This is a genomic window from Veillonella sp. oral taxon 158, assembly GCF_018376515.1.
GTDB classification, from domain to species: domain Bacteria; phylum Bacillota; class Negativicutes; order Veillonellales; family Veillonellaceae; genus Veillonella; species Veillonella rogosae.
The window spans coordinates 1-23,158 of sequence record NZ_JAHABE010000009.1; the positions used below are offsets into that span (position 1 = coordinate 1).

Annotated in this window: 23 protein-coding genes and 1 tRNA gene; all 24 read right to left on the reverse strand. The window is 37.6% G+C overall.

Translation table 11 applies throughout. The annotated features are described in order from the left end of the window. Positions 1-147 precede the first annotated feature (147 nt). Entirely contained in the window at positions 148-615 is a 468-nt protein-coding gene (mscL, locus tag KH364_RS06560) for a large conductance mechanosensitive channel protein MscL (RefSeq protein ID WP_009351093.1), read from the reverse strand. Positions 616-946: 331 nt separating this feature from the next. Beyond that, the gene (locus KH364_RS06565; protein ID WP_273299038.1) at positions 947-2,620 is read right to left on the reverse strand and encodes an AAA family ATPase; all 1,674 of its coding nucleotides are present in this window, start codon (positions 2,618-2,620) and stop codon (positions 947-949) included. A gap of 174 nt (positions 2,621-2,794) precedes the next feature. Beyond that, positions 2,795-3,682, reverse strand: coding sequence for a DMT family transporter (locus KH364_RS06570; RefSeq protein WP_265138677.1), 888 nt, complete (start codon positions 3,680-3,682; stop codon positions 2,795-2,797). Positions 3,683-3,759: 77 nt separating this feature from the next. After that, positions 3,760-5,259, reverse strand: a complete 1,500-nt coding sequence (gene thrC / locus KH364_RS06575; protein WP_273299039.1) for a threonine synthase — start codon at positions 5,257-5,259, stop codon at positions 3,760-3,762. 196 nt (positions 5,260-5,455) lie between these two features. Further along, on the reverse strand, positions 5,456-6,397 hold the full coding sequence (locus tag KH364_RS06580) for a Dyp-type peroxidase (protein ID WP_265138675.1): 942 nt from the start codon (positions 6,395-6,397) through the stop codon (positions 5,456-5,458). A gap of 143 nt (positions 6,398-6,540) precedes the next feature. After that, complete coding sequence (locus KH364_RS06585) at positions 6,541-6,768, reverse strand: hypothetical protein (protein WP_273299040.1); 228 nt, start codon at positions 6,766-6,768, stop codon at positions 6,541-6,543. 157 nt (positions 6,769-6,925) lie between these two features. Next, on the reverse strand, positions 6,926-7,129 hold the full coding sequence (locus tag KH364_RS06590; protein WP_009351164.1) for a helix-turn-helix domain-containing protein: 204 nt from the start codon (positions 7,127-7,129) through the stop codon (positions 6,926-6,928). A 218-nt stretch (positions 7,130-7,347) separates the two neighbouring features. After that, a tRNA-Lys gene (locus KH364_RS06595) sits at positions 7,348-7,423 on the reverse strand. A gap of 74 nt (positions 7,424-7,497) precedes the next feature. Next, complete coding sequence (locus KH364_RS06600) at positions 7,498-7,800, reverse strand: hypothetical protein (RefSeq protein ID WP_009351283.1); 303 nt, start codon at positions 7,798-7,800, stop codon at positions 7,498-7,500. Between the two features lies 1 nt (position 7,801). Beyond that, positions 7,802-8,767: a GTP 3',8-cyclase MoaA gene (gene moaA / locus KH364_RS06605; RefSeq protein ID WP_265138672.1), complete on the reverse strand. Its 966-nt coding sequence runs from the start codon at positions 8,765-8,767 to the stop codon at positions 7,802-7,804. A gap of 26 nt (positions 8,768-8,793) precedes the next feature. Continuing rightward, positions 8,794-9,234 (reverse strand): MOSC domain-containing protein, encoded by a 441-nt coding sequence (locus KH364_RS06610; RefSeq protein WP_265138671.1) that lies wholly within the window; start codon positions 9,232-9,234, stop codon positions 8,794-8,796. Positions 9,235-9,494: 260 nt separating this feature from the next. Continuing rightward, a complete protein-coding gene (locus KH364_RS06615) occupies positions 9,495-10,112 on the reverse strand; it encodes a cyclodeaminase/cyclohydrolase family protein (protein WP_273299041.1) in 618 nt (205 codons plus the stop codon). 150 nt (positions 10,113-10,262) lie between these two features. Beyond that, positions 10,263-11,933, reverse strand: coding sequence for a formate--tetrahydrofolate ligase (locus tag KH364_RS06620; RefSeq protein WP_265138669.1), 1,671 nt, complete (start codon positions 11,931-11,933; stop codon positions 10,263-10,265). Positions 11,934-12,203: 270 nt separating this feature from the next. Beyond that, positions 12,204-13,472 carry an SLC13 family permease gene (locus tag KH364_RS06625; RefSeq protein ID WP_273299042.1) on the reverse strand — a complete coding sequence of 423 codons (1,269 nt, stop codon included), beginning with the start codon at positions 13,470-13,472 and terminating at the stop codon, positions 12,204-12,206. Positions 13,473-13,572: 100 nt separating this feature from the next. After that, a complete protein-coding gene (gene ttdB / locus KH364_RS06630) occupies positions 13,573-14,184 on the reverse strand; it encodes a L(+)-tartrate dehydratase subunit beta (RefSeq protein WP_095066276.1) in 612 nt (203 codons plus the stop codon). Next, positions 14,184-15,086: a L(+)-tartrate dehydratase subunit alpha gene (gene ttdA / locus KH364_RS06635; protein ID WP_054746885.1), complete on the reverse strand. Its 903-nt coding sequence runs from the start codon at positions 15,084-15,086 to the stop codon at positions 14,184-14,186. Before ttdA ends, ttdB begins: the two co-directional genes overlap by 1 nt. A 383-nt stretch (positions 15,087-15,469) precedes the next feature. Then, complete coding sequence (locus tag KH364_RS06640) at positions 15,470-16,498, reverse strand: AraC family transcriptional regulator (RefSeq protein ID WP_273299043.1); 1,029 nt, start codon at positions 16,496-16,498, stop codon at positions 15,470-15,472. Between the two features lie 171 nt (positions 16,499-16,669). Then, entirely contained in the window at positions 16,670-16,936 is a 267-nt protein-coding gene (locus tag KH364_RS06645) for a SemiSWEET family transporter (RefSeq protein WP_009351082.1), read from the reverse strand. Positions 16,937-17,311: 375 nt separating this feature from the next. Continuing rightward, positions 17,312-18,343 carry an AraC family transcriptional regulator gene (locus KH364_RS06650; RefSeq protein ID WP_273299044.1) on the reverse strand — a complete coding sequence of 344 codons (1,032 nt, stop codon included), beginning with the start codon at positions 18,341-18,343 and terminating at the stop codon, positions 17,312-17,314. A gap of 14 nt (positions 18,344-18,357) precedes the next feature. Further along, a complete protein-coding gene (locus KH364_RS06655) occupies positions 18,358-19,425 on the reverse strand; it encodes a zeta toxin family protein (RefSeq protein ID WP_273299045.1) in 1,068 nt (355 codons plus the stop codon). Positions 19,426-19,496: 71 nt separating this feature from the next. Then, positions 19,497-19,832 carry a cupin domain-containing protein gene (locus tag KH364_RS06660; RefSeq protein ID WP_273299046.1) on the reverse strand — a complete coding sequence of 112 codons (336 nt, stop codon included), beginning with the start codon at positions 19,830-19,832 and terminating at the stop codon, positions 19,497-19,499. Between the two features lie 300 nt (positions 19,833-20,132). After that, entirely contained in the window at positions 20,133-21,368 is a 1,236-nt protein-coding gene (locus KH364_RS06665) for a molybdopterin molybdotransferase MoeA (protein WP_273299047.1), read from the reverse strand. Continuing rightward, positions 21,349-22,473: a molybdopterin-guanine dinucleotide biosynthesis protein MobB gene (locus KH364_RS06670; protein ID WP_273299048.1), complete on the reverse strand. Its 1,125-nt coding sequence runs from the start codon at positions 22,471-22,473 to the stop codon at positions 21,349-21,351. The genes KH364_RS06665 and KH364_RS06670 overlap by 20 nt, the downstream gene beginning before the upstream one ends. Continuing rightward, positions 22,466-22,996 (reverse strand): energy-coupled thiamine transporter ThiT, encoded by a 531-nt coding sequence (gene thiT, locus KH364_RS06675; protein WP_273299049.1) that lies wholly within the window; start codon positions 22,994-22,996, stop codon positions 22,466-22,468. Before thiT ends, KH364_RS06670 begins: the two co-directional genes overlap by 8 nt. Between the last annotated feature and the right edge of the window lie 162 nt (positions 22,997-23,158).

Consider the following 23,158-nt stretch of genomic DNA (forward strand, 5'->3'; position numbering starts at 1 on the left):
GGTGATTTTTTTGTATAACTTTCGTTGCCGCACCCGCATAGCGGGTGGTTTTATGATTCGCGACTACGTCGCGAACCAGTCTAAAGACAATAACAAAAAGGAGTAAGGCCTAGGCCTTACTCCTTTAATTTAGCATTTTAATTTGAATTAGTTCAAATCTGCTGTACAGTTAGGACATTTAACTGCATCAACATGAATTTCTGTTTTACAGAATGGACATTCTTTAGTTGCTGGTGCTTCAGCAGCTTCTTCTTCTTTCGCGTTTTTCATCATTTTAGCCAATGCACGAACCATCAAGAATACAACGAATGCCAAGATCAAGAATTGAATCAAGTCGGTGATGAATGTACCGTATGGCAATACAGAACCAGCTGCACGAGCTGTAGCAATATCAGCACCAGCCATGAATGCATCTTTAGAACCTGCGCTCAATGGCAAGTACAAGTTGCTGAAATCAATACCACCTGTGAATAAGCTAATAAGAGGCATGAACAAGTTGCTTACAACAGAGTTAACCAACGCTGTGAAAGCAGCACCAATAATCATACCAATAGCTAGGTCCATCATGTTACCTTTGAAGGCAAAAGCTTTAAAATCGTTCAAAAAATCTTTCATTTCACTACTCCTAGATACACTTAATTGAGAATGCGTTAATAACTGTACTAATCATAAAGGAAAGATGAAGAGATGTCAAGAATTTTCGATTTAGTTTTTCGAATTTATTTAATATAGTTTTTCATAAATTTATCTATTATTGTAATAAACCAGCAATTATGCGTACTTTTCGCACCATATCATTATATATTTCTCCAAAAATTTTATTTGAAATACGTAAAAAATAGAGTCTAATCCTATATCGCTTAGAATCTATTAATTAGAAAAAATAATTTATAGTCCTATATATTATATATACTATTATATGTTTATATATAATATATGTTTATATCTAATATATGTTTATACCTAAGGAAAGAGCTTTAGCCCGTTCTATAACTGCAACAAATGCCGGCGGTATCATTTCGGCCTCTAAGAATTGACTGATACGACGCCCTACAATAACACCTTTGTTAGCGTAGAACCAAGAGAAATAATAAATATGTAAATCATCTAATTTGTGATCTGAAATATTTGGTAAGCATCGTTGTACAATTTGCTTTTTCATAATCCCTAGCTTAGCATAACCTCGTCGGGCCATATCCTTTGTCACCATTGGCCTTGCATCATCAATTATATCCTTAATAATAGCATCCATAATGAAACGTTTACGCAAGGATAATAGATGAGTAACAAAGTCCATTTCAAAACATATTTCCTCTGTATAGAATATATTGCTATGGGCTTTAGCGTATTTCCCTTCTACATCGCGATCATAGAGAGCAACAGTAGGGATGGCAAATCGATTAAACAGTTTTTGTAGTTTACTAATAGAAGACTCACCACGTGCATTGATAAGACATATACCAAAGTAATCAAAATCTACACCTAATTTTTTCCCAAAGCCAGCAAAACTACCATACTCTGTTTCACCCTCTACAAGGATGATACACCGTGCATAAAGTGCCTCTTTAGCCTCAGGGAAGTGCATGATTAAGTGCTTTTCTACCTCCTTAGGGAAATTAAAGGTCACTCCACAAGCAGCACAAACCATATTGTGCTCATCACGATACAGACGAATGATATGACGATAGTCGTCAACTAGCGCATCCGTACTATGGGTAACAACAAAGAGTTGGCCTAAAAGACCATCAATGTTAAATACATCTCTTAGCAACGCCAAAAATTCTTCGTTTTCATTCGTTGCAATTTGGCGATAATAATTTAGCACGGCTCGTTGCAAGTACGGACTTAAGTGTAACTCTGGCTCATCGACACTAATAAAAATAGGTAAATACTTACGCCCCTTTTCATCACATACAAGAAGGGACTCTAAATTCGTGGTAGCACTATTAATCTTCATATAGATTTGCGCCAAAATCTTAAGGGCTACGGCCATAATTAAACGCACATTATCAGAAGAGTATTTCCGTTCCATCGCAGACGATGTGGACAACACCTCTATGAGGTGTTGAATATTAAGCATACAATAAGGATCTAAATCCTTACGCAAACTGACGATTTCACGTTGTACATCATTGGTTACCATTTCCAATCTAGACACATAGTCCTCTAATAGCTTACCTAACTCTACATAAACTGAAGATGGAATAGTAAACAACTCTTGTTCAGAAGTATCTCGATGACACATATATAAAGCATGCCGAATCATAGATAGCGCCATAGGTTCAACACCTTTATCAGTCACGCTATATAGGCGCGGATATACCTCTTGTACCACTTGCTCTAATCGCAGTCGATAGGTTGGCCCCTCATTAGGGGTAAACATATTTTTATAATTTAATTCACCAAGTGATAGTTCAAAATCTATGCGAATCGGTTTATGTACATCTGTAAAATCATGCTCATTAAAACCGTGACATTCCATCACAATTTCCAAGAGATCTAAAAAGTTAGACTTACCTACTGCATTTTCACCAACGAAATAATTAATATCATTGTGAAAGCTCAAGGTCACATCAGCCAAGTTGCGATAGTTTTCAATATGCATCCATTTTATATACATAGCCCCTCCTTCTGCAGCTACTTTCAAAACGAAAGAGCCCTAGTATATTTTAATAACAATCCGATACATCATTATCTCAGATATTTTCCACACCTATATGTAAAAAGGTGCCAATCACGAATGTGATCAGCACCCCACTGTCATACAACGTTTGATATTGTATATATTCGACATTTATTTAATTTTATCCTCTATAACCTTTCCTTCACGCAAAGGACCACTTTGCGCTTTAAGGCGTGCTAGCATAACAGAGGACACAAACATGGCAATACCAGCCCCAACGGTTTCGATGGATAAGCTTTCACCAAAAAACAAGAATCCATAGAAGGAACTAATAAATACGCCAACGTATTGCAAGAATTGAGCCACTACAGCATTTGTGGTAACAAAAGCACCGGTCAAGAAGAACTGAGCCACCACGCTAATACCACCGATGGCTAAAATAATAAGCCAGTCTGTACCTTGTGGCATAACCAATGTATCAGTTGTCACTAGACCTGCAATCATACCAGTAATCATGAAATAAGCCATAATTTCAAAATTACTATGTTGACCACGTTTAGAGATCAATCGGATTGTCGTATAAGCCCCTGCAGACAAGGCAGCACCTAAAATTGCCACCAAGGCATACCAAGTAAAACCAGTAAAGCTAAATGGATTTACCATTACCATTACAGCTACAAAGATTAAAAGAAGCCATTTACCTGCCCCTTTAGGCACACGTTCCTTAAGAAATACAGAACTAAATATAAGTACAAATATGCCAGATGTTTGAAATAGAATCGTTGCATCGGACAATTTTAAATGCACCAATGCAATAAAGTTACATACCATACCAAAGCCACCGTAAAGGCCGCGCATGATAAGATAACCTCTATCCTCTTTAGAGAACCGAATGCCTTGCGTATACATAACGATGAGAACTGCTACGGTCCCAAATAAACCGCGGAAGAAGGCAATTTCCCCAGACGGAATATTAGAGCCTAGCATTTTTACAAACAAGTTCATCGTACTCAACAAGAGAGCCGACAGCAGTGCATACATTAGGCCTTTTTTAGCCATACTACCTCCCTATATACTAAATCATACTATCCCTTAACAAAATATATGCCGCCCTTCTAATGAAAGGCGGCATTGTATTATTTAGAGAATGTATTTACAAAATCCAAGATTTCTTGCTTCATATTCTCTTTATCGATTGCTTTTGTAAAGCGCAATGGTTTAGATTGTAATGCTTCTAATTGTTTAGGGAACGCCACACCTGTTACAGCAGAGATATTATCTAAGCTTTCATAAGGAGTCTCGCCCACCTTAATGTCCAACGCCTCACAGATTGGTGTAGGGAATTTGAACGGATGTGCAGTAGATGCAATTACAGTGTGACGAGCACCATCTTCAGGATGTTTTTCCAATTCCTTCATGTACGCACCCATAGCAACCGCCGTATGAGGGTCCATTACATAACCATAGGAATTGTATACTTGTTGAATAATCGCTTTTGTTTCTTCATCACTAACGTAAGCACCAGCAAAATTAGCTTTAACGCGTTTGAACTCTTCTTCATTAACAGTCAATTTACCAGTAGACTTAAGATCTTTCATCCAACCTGCTGTACGTTCACTGTCTTCACCAGAAATATAGTACAAGAAGCGTTCAAAGTTAGAGGATTCAAGAATATCCATGGACGGAGAAATCGTCGTATAGAACGGACGATTCATATCGTATGTACCATTTTCAAAGAAATCAGTAAGTACGTTATTTTGATTAGATGCACAAACCAATTTGCCAATAGGAATACCCATTTTCTTAGCATAGTAAGCAGCCAAGATATTACCGAAGTTACCTGTTGGAACAACTACGTTAAAAGCTTCGTCTTCATGGATAGCACCTTGTGCTACGAGCTCAGCATAGGCATTTACATAGTACACTACTTGCGGTGCCAAACGGCCGATGTTAATGGAGTTCGCACTAGAGAACATAACGCCTTTTGCAGCAACCTCTTCGGCTGTAGCTTTATCTACAAATAAACGTTTCAAGAATTGTTGAGCATCGTCGAAATTGCCGTGAATAGCAGTTACATTAACGTTCTCCCCTTCTTGCTTTTGCATTTGCTCGGCTTGCATTGGGCTTACGCCATCTGTTGGGTAGAATACTTGGATATGTGTACCAGGCACATCTTTAAATCCTTCAAGAGCAGCTTTACCAGTATCACCAGATGTAGCAGTTAAGATAAGAACCTCTTTATTCTCACCTTCTGCTTCTTTAGCAGCTACTAAAAGGTAAGGGAATAAAGATAATGCCATATCCTTGAAAGCTTGTGTACGGCCATGGAATAGTTCCAAGACAGATACTTTTTCTAAGATAGAATGTAATGGTGCAATATCGCGTGTGCTAAAGTTAGCATCAGAATAGGCAGAGTTGATCATTTCATTTAAATGAGCCTCAGAGAAGCATGGGAACAACTTAGCTAATACAACAGCTGCTACCTCTTGATAGTTTTTATCTTTCACATCATTGTAAGTTAAACAGTTCGTAGGGAATAGAGATGGTACGTATAGACCACCATCCTCTGCTAAGCCGTGCAACAATGCATATGTTTCATTTACCGCAACGGTACCGCGGGTGCTAGTATAATTCATTGAATACCTCATTTATAACTACAATGTATTTTTCGAGTCTAATAGAATTATTATAGCATAAAAGCGCCCTAAAAGGGGCGCTTCTATAGAATAATATATTATTTTTATTATATAAAGATTTAACTAATGTAATTAACCTGTTATTTGACTTATTATAGGAATATTGAAGTTGGCAACACCTATAAATTCAAATCGATTATAGTTCACCTTCTGCTATCGCGTCTAATGTATCAAGGGATGGGATGAAGAATAACATGCCTGTAATCGGTTTAGAATAGTCGAGCAACTTATCGTTTTGCGTAAACATATTAGTAAGCATTGTTTTAGTTACATCCCAGTAACGAGCATAACCGATAAAGTATGTGCCGCGTACACCTTGGCCAGGTTGAGCAAATGCTACATTCATACGCACGATTTTATGTTCTTTATCATCGCGATTATCTTGAGCCACTACATTATGAGCTGCTGGATCTTTTTCATCATCTTCTAACTCAATATCGCTGAATTTACGACGGCCAATGAACTTTTCTTGCATTTCTGTAGGAAGAGCACGCCACGCATCAAGATCGTGTTCATATTTTTGAGCAAATGCATAAGAACCATTAGTGAATTCAGGATCTTCATCACCAATAACGCCCCACTCTACAGCTTCTTGACCAACAGGGTTTTCAGTACCATCTACGAAATCAATGATGGCGCGACCTTGTTCATAATGGAAGCCATGAGTTTCATCTACTACAGATGTAATAGGACGTAAGAACTCCATAATTTGATCCACTACAGTATATGTAACGGACTCATCATTGGAACGTACATGCAAGAATAAATCAGCTGCTACAGCTGGTACGTCTTGTTTATCACCTTTAATACCTTGGAAGTCTTCTAACTCTTTTGGTACAGGTGCATTAGGGAATAAATAATCCCATGCTTTACGGCTGAAACCAAAAGCAATGCCCAAACCTGCACCATTTGCACGAATACTTACAGAACGTTTAATTGCTTGGATTCTATCTGCCATATCTTGAATCACTTCAAGCTCTGCGTTATGATCCTCGCGGTTTAATAACAATGTTGTGAAATTGACACTTTGGCCAGCATCTTTATACACATCTTGTGTTCTAGAAATATCTACTGCCATCGAGTACCTCCTAATGAGAAAAATTCTTATATAGTAATCATAAGCTATTAAGCCCGTATTGTCTATAAGATATAAGACATGCTATACCCAATAAACTCATCACAGCTATTAGAAAACTTTCAGAAAAGGTGACATTTAAAAGCTTAAAATATCAATTGATCATATATTTTTTTTGGTATTTGTTCAATAGGCTTATTTTTTTCAATCGCAGTCGCTAAGGCATCAATTCCTTTTTCTATTTCGGATAGCTCATAGCCATAAAGAGGATCCATATAAATAACTCTATCCAAAGAGTTTTCACCAAATATGGCTAAGTATAAATCTGTAAGTTTTTTTAATTGTATAAGTGCATTTTCTACTTCTGTATTCATCTAACCCGCCTCTATACGAATAAAAATCACTCCAATAAAATTAATGCTGTCATTTTACAAATAGAGTACTTTACTGCATTTTATATTCTCTTATTTACCTATATTTCTACATATTTTTAATAAAATGATGTCAAAATGATGTCATAAAATATATACATTATATGTGATGATCCATTTCTTCACCATATAGTCTTTCCATTCCTTGACGGGTTACAAGCCAATTCTTACCAGATTTTCTAGCTTCATCTTCGGTAAATTGTTTATTTGCATATCTCTTTAAGCAGCATTGCTTAATAGAATCAGCTGGTACATTCCATCTTTCACCAGCCTCTTGTGTAGTCATCACGTCATCTAGTTTCATTATAGTACTCCTAATATTACTAATAGATTATATATGGTTAATATAAAGGCAATAATACTAATTATTAAAGTTAATCTTGTATACTTAAGCAAGGTGATTTTTTTGTATAACTTTCGTTGCCGCACCCGCATAGCGGGTGGTTTTATGATTCACGACTACGTCACGAACCAATCTAAAAACAATAACAAGAAAAACCCGCACAGTAGTGCGGGTTTATTTGGTGGACCACCAGGGGTTCGAACCCTGGACACCCTGATTAAGAGTCAGGTGCTCTGCCAGCTGAGCTAGTGGTCCATGACACGACTAATTATATGCCTCTTTTATAGGAATGTAAAGAATATTTATTACATTCCTATAAAACATGTGCATTAATATTGTAACACCCAATCTTTCATGGTATTACAAGCCTCTGTAGGGAGTAAATCACTCGTTCCTACGCAGTCTTCACCACTATATAGTTGAAGCACACTATGTGTACGACTTACCTCTTTAACAACGACATGTGTTAGAGTATCCTTAGGTACACTAAATTGCAAACCGTAACGGCCAAAATAGGTAAATACAGCTTTTACAGTATCGTACTCTATATGGACTTGAAGAAATTTACCACCAGGCCAGCATGATTCAATATTTTCTTTTGATCTTGGTTTTAGAAAATCAAAAAATCCCATACTACCCTCCAATGCGCCACATTGGACGTTCTGGTTTATCCATCCCTATACCATCATGTCGTTCTTGTTTACGTTGTAAAGCACGCTCAATATGCTCAGCTAATGCCTCTGCTGTAGCGCCATTTCGCACAAGGGAAACTAAATCGGCCTCATCATCACGCAGTAAACATAAGCGCATCTGACCATCTGATGTGAGTCGAACCCGATTACATGTATCACAATAGCTATGAGACATTGAGAAAATAAAGCCTACCGCCTTACCACTTGGTAATGCTAAATACGTAGCAGGTCCAAAACCATATATAGAGTGAACCTCCGTAAGAGGTCCTCCACTCACACGTTCCAATTGAGCCTTCCACTCATCAAAGGTTGGACCATGAAATGCATCACCTTGGAACGGCATATACTCGATAAAACGCCAAACAACAGGCCACTTTTCTACATACTGCAATAAAGATTTAACTTCTTCATCAGACCAGTAGCGAGATAAAACGGTATTAATCTTTACAGATTTAAAATTAGCATTAATAGCACTTCGTATGCCTTCTAGTACAGACTCAAGTTGCCCCTCTTTACCTACACAAGTAGCAAAAGCTTCACTTTCAAGCGAGTCTAAACTAATATTCACGCGGTTTAACCCGAGTTTTTTCAACCGTTGCGCTCGAGATGCCAAGAGACTACCATTAGTAGTCATCGAAATATCTTCAAACCAACCTGTATCATTAATGCGACCTAGAAGCTCTTCAATATGAGGATATAACAATGGCTCACCACCAGTAAGGCGCACAGCTTTTACACCAATCTGATGGAAAGCCTCTAAAATAGTCATCCATTCATCAACAGTTAATAGTTGTGTTTGACTTTGAGGCGTAATTTCTGCAGGTCGGCAATAGGGACAACAGAAATTACACGCATCTGTCAGCGACAGACGTACATATTCAATTGTACGGCCCCATGCGTCTTTCATAACACACCTCGTTTACCAATACAGAATTATTTAATAATAGATACTTCATCACCTACGTAAATTGTACCATTTTTAAGAACCTTACCAAAAATGCCTTGTGTCGGCATAATGCAAGAACCAACTTGTTTCATGATTTCACAACCATGGTGACATTCCTTACCGATTTGTGTGATTTCAAGAATAACGTCTTTACCGACTTGTAGTTGTGTACCTACTGCCAATTCATACAGTACCATACCTTCAACTGTAATATTTTCAGCGAAATCACCAGGTTTTACATCCGCCCCTTGAGCACGCATATGGTCGATACTTGCAATGCCAAGCAAACTAATTTGACGGTGCCAATTGCCTGCGTGAGCATCACCTTCCATACCATGATCTACGATAAGATTTGCGGATTCAATATTATGTTTCTTTTGCCCTTTTTTCTCACTAATGGAGATAGCAATAATTTTTCCTTCTGCCATGTAGCCCTTCCCTTCTTATGGGAACATACCATATATACATAACTTTATATAAACATTTAATTGCAAAATAAACTTGTGATTCTCATTTTGGTGAAAGCATCACAAAATACTTTTACAATTATCTATATATTATAACATAGTATTCGTACATTTTCCCTGTGAATTTAATCACTAAAAAAAGAACTCTATTCTCAACGAATAGAGTTCTCATTTTTATAATTTAACGACGTATTAAAAAAAGAGTATTATAACAGCTTTTATTATTTGTATAAGCTTATAATAGCGGCTTCTTTAGCATCAAGATCTTGTTCAATAGCATTCATTTTAGCCGTTACATTTGCTACAAAAGCCTCATCTTTAATACCAGACAAATTGATACGTACATTTAAAAATGCTGCTTTCACCGCCGCACGTGCATTAATTGCCGCAATAATACCATCGGTAATAAGGTTTTGATTGCCCTTACGAGATGCCTGTTCCGCTAAATCAAATATATGATACGCTAATTCACCGATTTCAAAGGGAACCATCGCCGCGTCTTTATAAGCTTGCTGAATCGCCGCTGTGCGAGCAATCTTTTCTTCATCTGTATTTTTTGGCAAACCTAAAGCATTCATAAAGATATTAAATACATCTGCATCAGCTTGAGATAATTCAAGCATGCGATTACGAATCGCTTCGGACTTAGTTTGAAGTTCTTCCATTTCGGACTGAACCTCTTCATAGCCTTTTTTACCAAAGGTTAAGTTCGCTACCATTTCTGCTAATGCTGCACCAGTTGCTCCAGTTAAGGCTGCAATGGCACCCCCACCTGGTGTAGGCTCTTTAGACGCAGTAGCAGCTACAAAATCTATAACACGTTGTTCTACTAAATTCATAACAAGACCTCATGTAAAAGCGATAACAAGATATCCTTGTTATCGCTTTGTCATTTCTATAAAAATATACAGGTAACACACTATATAAACTAGTGAAAGCAGACACTACCAATAGGTAGTTAAGAAAATGTCTACTGTAAAGGATTTATATTAGAATAAGCCTTTAATCGTACCGTCTGCTTCGATATCCATATTAAGAGCAGCAGGACGTTTAGGAAGGCCAGGCATAACCATTACATCACCTGTACGGCATACGATAAAACCGGCACCATTAGCAACACGGATATCGGATACAGTGATGGTAAAGCCTGTTGGAGCACCTAAGAGTGCTGGATTATCAGATAAGGAGTATTGTGTTTTAGCCATACATACAGGCAAACGATCAAGCCCCCAATCTGCTAATTGTTTAATTTGTTTTTTAGCTTTGTCTGTAAAGATAACGCCTTCGCCACCATAAATGGTTTTAACAATTTTATTAACTTTCTCTTCCAAACTATCTTCTAAATCATATACGAATTTAGGTGTTGGTTTTGGACCTTCAAGCAACTCTACGACCTTTTTCGCCATATCAGTACCGCCTTCGCCACCCTTTTCCCAACATTCATTAAGTTCTACAGGTACGCCAAATTCATCGCAAAGACGAGTTAACTCAGCTATTTCTGCATCTGTGTCGGTAGCAAATTTATTGATAGCCACTAAGACAGGTACGTTAAAGTAACGCATGTTCTCGATGGCTTTTTGCAAATTGCTGAAACCTTTTGTAACAGCTTCAACATTTTCAGTGCTAAGTTCTTGTTTAGGTACACCACCATGCATTTTAAGAGCACGCAATGTAGCAACGATTACAATTGTATCAGGGAAAATATCACCGTAACGACATTTGATGTCTAGGAACTTTTCAGCCCCTAAATCAGCACCAAAGCCAGCCTCTGTAACTACGATATCACCTAATTTAAGACCAAGCTTTGTAGCTACGATGGAGTTACAACCATGAGCGATATTTGCAAATGGACCACCGTGAACGATAGCTGGTGTGTGTTCTAACGTTTGTACAAGATTTGGTTTAATAGCATCTTTCATAAGAAGCGCCATCGCACCTTGGCAACCAAGTTGATGAACATAAACAGGCTCACCTGCTAAATTACAGCCAATAACGATACGACCAAAGCGTTCTTTTAAATCTTCTAGATCTTTAGCTAAGCAAAGAATAGCCATGATTTCAGAAGCAACAGTAATCATGAAGTGATCTTCTCGAGGGAAACCACACACTTTACCGCCAAGAGCAACCGTTACATTGCGAAGGGCACGATCATTCATATCTAGAACACGAGTCCAAGATAATTGGCGCAAATCGATTTGTAATTCATTGCCTTGATGGATGTGATTGTCAATCATAGCAGACAATAAATTATTAGCTGCTGTAATAGCGTGCATATCACCTGTAAAATGAAGGTTAATATCATCCATTGGTACAACTTGAGCGTAACCGCCCCCTGCGGCACCGCCCTTAATACCAAATACAGGACCTAAGGATGGTTCACGCAATGTGGCAATAGCATTTTTACCAATTTTTTGTAAGCCTTGTACAAGACCAATGCTCGTTGTAGACTTCCCTTCACCTGCTGGCGTCGGTGTAATAGCTGTAACTAACACCAATTTACCATCTGGCTTAGATTCTAATCGACGAATGGCATCAAAGGAAATCTTCGCTTTATAATGACCATATTGTTCAATGTCATCAGGTGTTAAACCACATTTATCGGCAATAACCTGAATCTTCTCCATTTCATTCTGTTGGGCAATCTCAATATCGCTTAACATAAAGCCTCCTCGGCACCATGGCCATCTATCAACTATATAACAACTATAAACTTGCTATCTAATATTCAATATTAAATGTCTACTGTAGATGTATCTTTGTACAGCTACAGTAATCTATTATATATGAAAGTACATCTTATGTCTAATAGTTATATCTAACAATTTTAGTACTTCATCTAATATATTACGCCTGTTTAGTACATAACTAAATAGATAAAAAGAGCCTAGCGCATACATTTATACGCTAGGCAATTATTATATTAAAATAACTTAGAACGGGAATAAAATTGGCAATAATACAAGTGCCACGATACTAGATACAACGATAAGTGGTAAACCAGCTTTCACATAATCCATGAAACTATAGCCTGCTATATTATATACCATAGTGTTAGCAGGCATACCAATTGGTGTAGCATAGGCCAAGGAACTAGCAATTACGATAGCCGCAAGCACCGCTTTTGGATCGAATCCCAATTGAGATGCTAAGCTAAGACCGATTGGTACCAATAACGCACAGGTAGCAGTATTAGACATGAAGTTCGTCATGAACACACCAAGCGCAAAGATTACCACTAGAACAACAATTGGAGATGGACTAGCACCAAGGCTGTTTACGATAAGATCTGCAATTACAGAACCAGTACCTGTTTTAACCATTGCGTCCCCAAGGGCCATGGAACCAGCAAAGAGCATGATTGTTTTCATATCGATAGATCTAACAGCTGCACTTTCACTTATAACATTGGTAGCAACTAATACAAGAGCACCTACCCAGGCACTAACATAAAGTTTTACACCTAATTGTTTTTCAAAGATCATAGCAACAACTGTCAAAATTAATACAATTGCAGCAGTCCATTTTTTCCAAGACGGTACATGGCTATAATCGTCATTGCCTTCAAAGGCACCATCTGGTTGATGACTTGGAGCATCTGGTAAGAAACGTTTACCAATTGTAGCATAGAAAATAGTACCTACAATAAGAATTGGTAAACCTACTAGACCATAATCAAAGAATCCAAAGGAACCTAAGCCAGCTTGTTGTAAACCTGCTTGAGCAATCATATTACCAGGAGCACCGATAAGTGAAATATTACCCCCCATAGCTGCAGCAAATACAAGAGGCATCAACAATTTAGTTTGTTTAAAACCACTTTTTTTACAAATACCAATAATTACAGGAATCAGTACAGCAGCTGTACCAGTATTAGATAAGAAACCGGATAAAATACCTGTAATCATCATAACTGCAACGAGTAAAGATGTTTCAGTTTTAGCAAACTTATGAACTACATTACCTACGCCTACAGCTACGCCTGTTGCAAAGAAAGCTTCACCAATAACAAACATGCCCATAAATAGTAAGACATTTGGATCTACAAAACCTGCGAATGCTTCTTTAGCGGATAATACCCCACTTAGATGTAAGCCGACAGCTACAACCATAGCGGTAATAGACAATGGGATTTTCTCCCATGCAAACATGACGATGGCAAATACCAAGAAGCCCAGGGTAATCATTACACTTGTATCCATACATACCTCCCACTACGTGTAATACCTAAAAATGGGTACAAAAAAGAGGATTGTACCACAACCGTATAATCCTCTTATGTAGTTAAAACTCACAATGAGATTATTTAATGAAGCTTACGTGTTTATAAATCTCTTCTAACACTTCATCTTTTTTCGCATTGTATTCTACTTTTTTATTTTCAAAGTAGTTATTACCTTCTGCATCGATGGATACGATAAGTGGACCGAATTCTTTTACACGGCAAGTCCATAATGTTTCAGGCATACCAAGTTCACGCCAGTTAGCAGACTCGATTTCTTCTACTTCTGTAGCAGCAAGTACGGCATTACCCGCTGGGAATACACAGTGAAGTGCACCAAAGTCTTTACATGCACGTGCTGTTTCAGGACCCATACCGCCTTTACCAACGATAAGGCGTACACCAGTTTGTTTTACAAATTCGTACTCAAATTTTTCCATACGCATAGATGTTGTAGGACCTACGGAAATCATTTCAAATTTATCATCCCCATGATCACGTACGATTGGACCTGCGTGCAAGATAGCACCGTTACGTACATCTACAGGTAACTCACGGCCGTATTCAACAAGACGACGATGAGCAACATCACGGCATGTTGTGATATGACCATTTAAATATATAATATCCCCTGCTTTGATACCTTCAAGATCAGATGCTTGAATTGGTGTTGTCAAAATATGTTTAGCCATTAGAATGTCACTCCTTTGTGAGATAGAATTTCGTACTTACCATCTTTATCAAATACTACATGCCCGCGGCGATGGTTCCAACAACCAACGTTAACAGCTACAGAAATTACAGATGGATGACGGGAGCCATGCTCGATGTTAACACCCATTACAGATTTATCACCGCCCATGCCTTGTGGACCAATGTGCAATGCATTGATGCCATCTTCAAGCAATTGTTCCATATATGCAGCTTTTTCATTATCTGCTTTAGAGGATACTGGGCGCATCAATGCTTTTTTAGACATAGCTGCTGCTGTATCGATAGATGTTGCAATGCCTACACCAACTAATAATGGAGGACATGCATTTAAGCCATAGCTTGTCATCAAATCAAGTACAAATTTAGCTACACCTTCGTAACCTTCACCTGGCATCAATGTTTTACCAGAACCTGGCAAGGAGCAACCGCCACCAGCCATATATGGGAAGATTTCTACATCATCACGGCCAGGTACGATATCCCATGTAATGTACGGAGCTGTACGACCAATATTTTTACCAGTATTAAATTCATCAAAGGTTTCTACACAGTTATGGCGAAGTGGTGCATCTTGTGTAGCTTGGTATGTAGCATTACGCAAGATTTCTTCGAGTTCACCGATCAATGGGTAGTTAGAACCTACTTTTACCCAGAACTGTAACACACCTGTATCTTGGCAGGATGGACGATTTAAATCGAAGGCCAATTCCTGATTCTTTTTCATTGTTTCATAAATTGTTTTAGCTAATGGATTTTTTTCATCTGCAGCAAGCTCTTTAATTTTTGCCTCTACATCATCAGGTAATTTCTTTGCTACATAAGCAATGAACTTTGCGATGACATTTGTCATTTCTTGCACTTGTTGTTCTTTCGTACTCATCGTAAACCTCCAAAAGGACTTCATTATTTAAGACGCAATTATTTCTGTTTCGGAACCTTAGCTCCTTTCGATGATTTCATTCTACTCTTTTTTCAGGATATAACTATCCAATTTACCAGTTAATTTTTGATGGTGAAAGCTCTAGAAAATCATAACAAATTACCCATATAGGAATATTTTAACGCATACAAAATATACAATTTCACCTAATACAAGCACAAAAAGAGCACTACCTATCACAAAGTAGTGCTCTTTTTCTATTTATGTGCTCGGAATTACATATATACAGAATCACCTATACCTAATGATTGTATATCTTCCTAAATGCAATGTGTAAAACCATTGAAATTATAACTAATTACAATTAGCTGTATTAATAAAAATTAGGATTGTAATTTTTTAACAACTGACTCAAGCTGTTCCCTAATATCTTGTAACTTTTGATTAGCCTCATCTAGTTCAATTTTATATTTGTAATCAGGTTGATACGGCAAACAAGATTGTAATAGCTCTACAATATCTTCCTCTTGTGTAGAAATGATCTCTTTCCAATCATGTAGTTTTGTTTTACGCCCCATCTCTTTGGCTTGTTTGCGATATTCCGTTGGCGTCGTATGGAAGTGTTTTTTAAAAGCTACATTAAAGGCTTTAATATCTGCAAAGCCACAACTGCTCGCAATATGTGCTACTGCATCATCAGAATTAGCTAAACGAACTGTAGCCTCTCTTAATCTCATCCTCAAGAGATACTCTAGAAATGAAACACCTAATTGACGTTTGAAGAACTGAGACGTGTAGTTCACATTATAGCCACCTATTTTCGCAATATCTTCTAATTCAATCTTTTGCTGATAATTATCATCTATATAAGTAATCATCTTGTCAAAGGTAGCTACAGTCATATCAACAGGCTTTGAATTTATATGAATCGACTTAACCGCATCAATTTCACTATATGCAGCACTAGTCAATGCTAAATAGTGATATTCTAACCACATTCGATTAACAGAACTTTCACCATTCACCTTTATCAACATCATCATAGCTGCATGATATCGTAAAGCAGTAAAGAAAGGATTATGCCGATTAGACTGATTGGAACGTATCACAAATTGATACATTCCAAAATTAGGATCAAACTGTTGGAAAAATTCCTTTCCTACATGAATAACTAGAGCCGTTGTATCCTGTTCAAGAGCAAGGGTAGCATGCCCCACCTGAGGAGAAATAATAATAGCATCTAGAGGCTCCATCGTGAAAACCTGACTATTACAGCTCATCTCAATACGGCCCTTTAATAAGATAAGGATTTCCGTTTCTCCATGCCAATTATAATGATACGTACTAACCTTGTATATATGGCTACTAAAATCTATATGATTGTGTTTATATGTATAGTGAAAGTAATCCATAACAATTACATGCTCCCTAGTAAATTTAAAATACACCCCTTATTAATCTAAGGGATGCATTTATTATGATATATATATTTAACTAAGGTCAACAGCAACTTAATTTTTATCTATTAAGCCTGCTAAAATGTTGATATACACATTACTGTTACTATTACACTTAATTAAAAATTACATAAGAGCTGTAATCGCTGCTGCTAAACCGAAGAAGATACCTGGTGCATTGGCTAATGCTACTGGAATATCTCTATGTTCTTTAAACAAACCGTATAATACCCATAATGTACAGTTGATAGCCGCTACTAAAGGTTGGATCCAATCACCAGTACCTGGATGTGCTAAGTTGTTCATAATTTGTGGGAAGTAAGATACATACATTGCTACAGCAGTAACAGTTGCAACTTTCCCTAAGTTTTCCATAAATTTTACTTGATTCATTATATCCTCCAAAATGATTAATTTACGATTGTTTGTAATACCTGATGAAGTATATTCTACTCATTTTAAGGAATCTAACTATCCAATATAAAAGGTAAATTTTTGAATGAAATCAAGCCAAAAGTATAGTTTTCCTTATCTTTTTCTTATTCTGATGACATATACATATATAAATTCCCCTAGAGAACACATACAAAAAAGCACTATTCATAATGAATAGTGCTTTTTAAATCAATTATTCTAATTTTAATATATAGAAAATCACCCAATTCTAATGTTTCTATATGACCCAAAAATTTAATTTACATTAGTCCAAACTCTATTTACTCCATAGTGGAGTTAAGTCATCAATCAGAAGATTAATTAGAATATTAATTATAATGCCTTTACCACGTCTACCACGTCGGCCAACTTCGCTTTTAAAGCTTCTAGTTTTTGACTCATAAACTCTAGCTCACTCTTAGCACGCGAATCATCTTCATAAGATAAAAACGAATGTAGTAGCTCAAGGACATCTTGATTTTCAACTGATACGATTTCTACGCCGTCTTGCAATGTAGTTTTACGGCCAATGGCTTTTACTTGCTTTCGATATTCGGTGGGAGTCATACGGAAATACTTTTTGAAAGCTACATTAAAGGCTTTAATATCTGCAAAGCCACAACTACTCGCAATCCTAGCGATCGCCTCATCTGAACTCGTCAGCTGAACAGTTGCATCTCTTAATCTCAATCTCAGTACATAATCTACAAAGGAAATCCCCATTTGGCGTTTAAAGAATTGAGACGTATAAGCCACATTATATCCACCAATCTTAGCAATATCTTCTAACTCAAGCTTTTGTCGATAGTGTTCATCAATATAAGCAATCATCTTATCAAAGGTAGCCGGTTTAATATCGCCAGGTCGTGCGTTTTCATGGACAAGTTTAACTGGCTCAAACTCTCTAAATACATCACCTGCTAACGCTAAATAATGATGTTCAACCCACATGCGATGTACGGGGCTTTCACCTTTAGCCATCAACAACATCATCATCGCCGCATGGTGACGTAAGGTGGTAAAAATTTGATTATACCTAGTATCTTCATCAGAACGCACAACAAATTGATAGGATCCAAAATCGGGATCATACTGTTGATAAAACTCGTTCCCCACATGAATTGTAAAAGCTATTACATCCTCCTCAAGGGCTAATGTTGAATGCCCCACTTGAGGTGAAATAATAACTGCATCAAAAGGCTCTAAGGTAAACACCTCGTCATTACAACTCATCTCAATGCGCCCTTTTAATAGGATGAGAATCTCTGTTTCCCCATGCCAGTTGTAATGGTATGTACCAACACGATATATGGTGCTACTAAACTCTATGTAATTATGTTTATATGAATAGTCGAAGTAATCCATTACACTGTTACTCCCTAATGTAATTTCGCTCTTAACTCCTGCTCCTGTGATTTACTCACTTCTAACAAGGCATACTCATCAGAAGTCCACGGACCAAATAAAATTTTGTCTACAACAGTTTCAACAGATTCAGTACATAATTTTGAATTATATACTTGTTCTAAATCACGTTTATACACTTGAATGCTTTCAAAAAGTCCACTCTGTTCAAGTTCATTACTATTAGAGACCAAAGACTTTACAATTCCATCATGATGATCTTTAGGTGTGGCTCTCGCTTGTAAAGGATCCACAATCATCATTTCTAAATAGCGCAATTGCGTCGTCAAATAAGATAACTCAGGCTTAGTGGCTATCAAACAAAAGTCGACGGTATAGCCTTTAGATTTTAATAATGTAGCTGTATTAATTGGTACTGCGGCTGAACGTAATGTGCCTTCAATAATCAAATTGTATTTTAAAGAGCTTAATTTATCAATTACAGCCTCTACCATCTTACCGGCAAACATTTTTGTGTAATCTACACTATCAACACCATATTTCTCTTGTAACTCTCTAAAATACGGGTGTTGAGCACGATATGTATCGCCATCAATGACAATATAATTACCTTTTGACTCTAGCATTTTCACACGATGAATTGTGGTTTTCCCTGCTCCACTTTGACCACCTAAAATAACAGCACTAGGTGTACTAGATATATTTTTATTAAACGTTAATAAATTAATGGTACGTTCTAAGGCCTTATCAAAGTCTTCAGAATTATAGGACTCAATAGATTGTACATCACTAGTCTCTTTAACCGCTTTAACATCACTAATGTCATGAGAAGCTTGTGCTAATGACTCTGTAATAGTATTTTCAAGTTTTACCATATCTAACTTTAGAATATCTAACTCATGTATAGACGTAGCTAAATATAACTCTGTATTTACAATATGAGAATACGCTTTTAATAGCTCTACACAGTCACTAGTGCCACTCCCCTCAACTAAGTTACAGAGACGCGCTAATGTTTCCGCGCTTTGTTCTTTTAGAACTTCTATTTGTAACGTTAAATTATACTGTTCAACGACATTCATACATTCGACCTCTCTCAACGCATTAAAAATGCACCCCTTATAATCCAAGGGATGCATTCATTATGATATATTTATTTAACTACGGTCAACAGCATCTTGAAGTTTTCTCGGGCATCGAGGCTATGAGGGACTTCAGATGGCATGATCAATGTTTCACCAGCTTTCACATTGTGTTCCACATCACCAACGACGATGTGTGCCTCACCATCGAGGATTTGCACAATCGCATCGCCTACAGTTACATGCGTTGAGATTTCTTCGCCCTTTGGTAACGCAAATAAGGTAATACTGAGGCGTTCATTTTGGGCAATCGTAATACTAATCACTTGCCCTTCTTTATACTCTAAACGATGGCCTAGATGTAAAATTTCGTTGACTGGGATATTTTTTGTGAAAGTCTTACTCATAGAAATCACTCCTTATATAACTATATAATGGTAAAAGTAATTAAAAAGTAGATTGAAATAAATTTTGTCAAAACTTAATTGATGTAACTAAAAGGTTTATCCTTTCGTTGAGTTTATTATAAATTAATTGAGATTTAATTTCAGTACCTATAGCAACAGAATTGAAATAATTTTATATAAACAATAAGACGAGGCCTCTAGAGAGACCTCGTCTTATTATTTTTATCACTAAATATTACAGATATGTAATATCCTAAATTTTGAAATGTTAAACGTCTATAACTATTAATCTCATATAATTTAAATCGCAGGTAGCAGTCCTAATAGATACACATCGAAAGTATCGCCAGGCCGCACTTCGTGTACACCACGCGGAATACATGCCAATGCATTAACCGTATATAAGCCTAACATGCTACTACTGTTAAAGTGACGGTTAGCCACAAAGCGTGGCGCACCACCACCAAAGATTACTTTACCTTGTACATAGCGATCAAAAGCATTGCGTTTAAAAATTTCCGAATCCATAACACAGGCCACCACTGGTGTAGTCCAGTTTGCCAAACCTTTATAGCGCTTCAAGGTTGGTGCTACGATTAAATGCCAACCGTTAAAGGCAGCCCCTGGATTACCCGATAGACCAAAGATAATTTGACCTTTCGGGGTCACAGCACCATAAGATGCCGCACCAGGACGCATTTGAATACGTGCATAAATAGATTGAGCACCTAGTTTCTCATAAATAAGTGGCATTGTATCAAAGAGACCTACCGATACACCACCAGAACTGATGATAATGTCTGCCTCTTCACTAAGTTTCAACACGTGATTGATTTCAGAATCTAGTTCCTCAGGAGCATCGCTTACGTGATAGTGTGTAATCTTGTGAAAGCCTAAATCCTCTAAGAGGCCACAAATCATAGCTCGATTAGAATTATAGATTTTACCAGGTGTTAAGCTTTCACCAGGCTCAATTACCTCATGACCTGATGTAAGAACTAACACGCGAGGCATCACATTGACAATAACCTCAGTCAGCCCAAGACCAGTCAAAATGGTTTGTACCGTAGAAGTTACCTCTGTTCCACGAGGAATCACAAGGGTTCCCGCAACGCACTCTTCACCTTGAGGGATAATATGATCGCCACATTTGTATTTACCTTGAATTGTGATTGTTGTACCCGGTTCTCCAGAGCCAACTACCTGTTCTTGCATGATAACCGTATCACATGTATTAGGCACAGGTGCACCAGTCATAATACGTACTGCATGACCAGGTTCAACAGGCCTCTCCCACACAACGCCGGCACCAATAATACCGTCAACGATATATTCATTACGACCTTCTTCGTAGGCGATAGCATAGCCATCCATGGCAGATTTAGGGAAGGCTGGTACATCAGTTGAGGCCAAAACATCCTCAGCTAATACGTATCCCTTCGCAGCCTTAACAGCAATAGTTTCAGTTTTATGAACTTGTGTTTGTAAGGCCTCATCCCATAATTGGAGTGCCTTCTCAACAGTAACGACGGCCATATAAACACCTCATCATTTCCTGTATATGGCGTACCAATTCAGGTACGTCTTGATCCAACTTGCCAATTTCAATTGTCGCCACTCGGTCCATTGCATCCGAGATAAGATCTTCCGTATGTCCCTCTTTTGTAACCTCTATAATAGGGGCAATACCTTGGGACCGTGTTTCTAGTATAACTATATCGACTGGCATATGCTGTGTCAAATCATACAGATTGGATTGTTCTTTTGTTCGTATGCGAATCGCCGTCTCAATAGGTCCGGCAATAGCAACCGCATTAGCCCCTGCTTTATAGGCAAGGTCTGTATCTGTCCCTTCATGATCCATGTAAAAGCCGTGTTTATCACTCTTTACAACACCGACGGATAAACCAACTCGTTGTAATTCTGATATTAGACGTGTTACTACCGTTGTCTTTCCTGTTTTCCGTTTAGATGCCACTACACTAATGAGCGGCACACGACGGAACTCATTTTCTGCTAAAGCACGTGCCCATTGGTAGTCTTCAAATCGATTAATATTACTTAGTTCCCAAGTATAATCACTAGCATCTACATACTCAACATGACCGATAACATCAAGGGCATGATGCAAAGACATATCCTCACCGACGAGAACGGACTGAATTAAAGATGCAATATGCGTTCTATAAATACCAGCCATAGGCTCAGCTTTTTCACTGTCACCATAAGGAACAATGGCGTTCCAATCATTATGATCTACTTGGTATAGCCAATCAAAATAGAGATCCATCTCCATAAATGGCATATCCACGGCCATAACTGCATAAGCAGGGCTAGGTCCTACCGCCAAGGTGCTATACAGGCCTCCTAACGGCCCACATCGCTCAATAGAATCCCGAACAATAGAAACTTTTTCTTGTTCATCGTTCGATAAAGTATCAATAATATGAGTCTGTATGGCATGACCTAATTGCTCATCGTCCCCAATAGAGATCAAAATATCATGTACATCTGCATCAAGCCCCTTGCGGAGGGCATGAGATATGAGACTTTCACCACCAACCCAAGACAGTAAAGCCTTTGGTTGGCCCATTCTGGTACTAAGACCACCAGCTAAAATAATTAAACCTAATTTATCCACGACGTCGTAAACCTCGTTTAACACCTTGATAGATGAATAATAAAACTACAATATTTAAAATGCCATCTGGCACCATATAGGAAGCATTATAAACCATAGAGTAAATCCAAGGATTTTGCCCTTGTGGTGCATAGCTAGCAAAGACTACGGCGCCACTAGTAACAGATGCTGCCCAACGCAATGCGATACCTACAATAGATCCTGTAATAAGTCCAGAAATAGAATCTTTGAAGTAACCGCAAACGCCAATAACACCATACGCTACCAAGTAGTCTAAGATAATACTTAAATAATGAACAGATGATTTAAAGCCTAAAATAAAGTGTAGAATACCGTACACAACACCGGCAAAAATACCGCGTGTACCGCCCCAACGGTACGCATAAATCATAAGTGGCACTAAAGCTGCGGCCTTAATAGATCCCCCTTGTGGCATATGGAAAAGCGTAATAAATGACAAAACTTGTGCAATAGCAATTGCCACGCCTGCTTCAGTAAGCATACGAGTTTTTGATTGATCCATTTCAATCGACCTCCTCACAATTATATGTTTTCATATATGTATTTTAACTGATATTTTCTATTTATACATTCTACTTGTATTGTACTACAGTTTTTTTATGATACCAAACAAAATATTCGGAACGTATTGAAAATTTTGCGAGTCTCTTGTATAATGGTACAG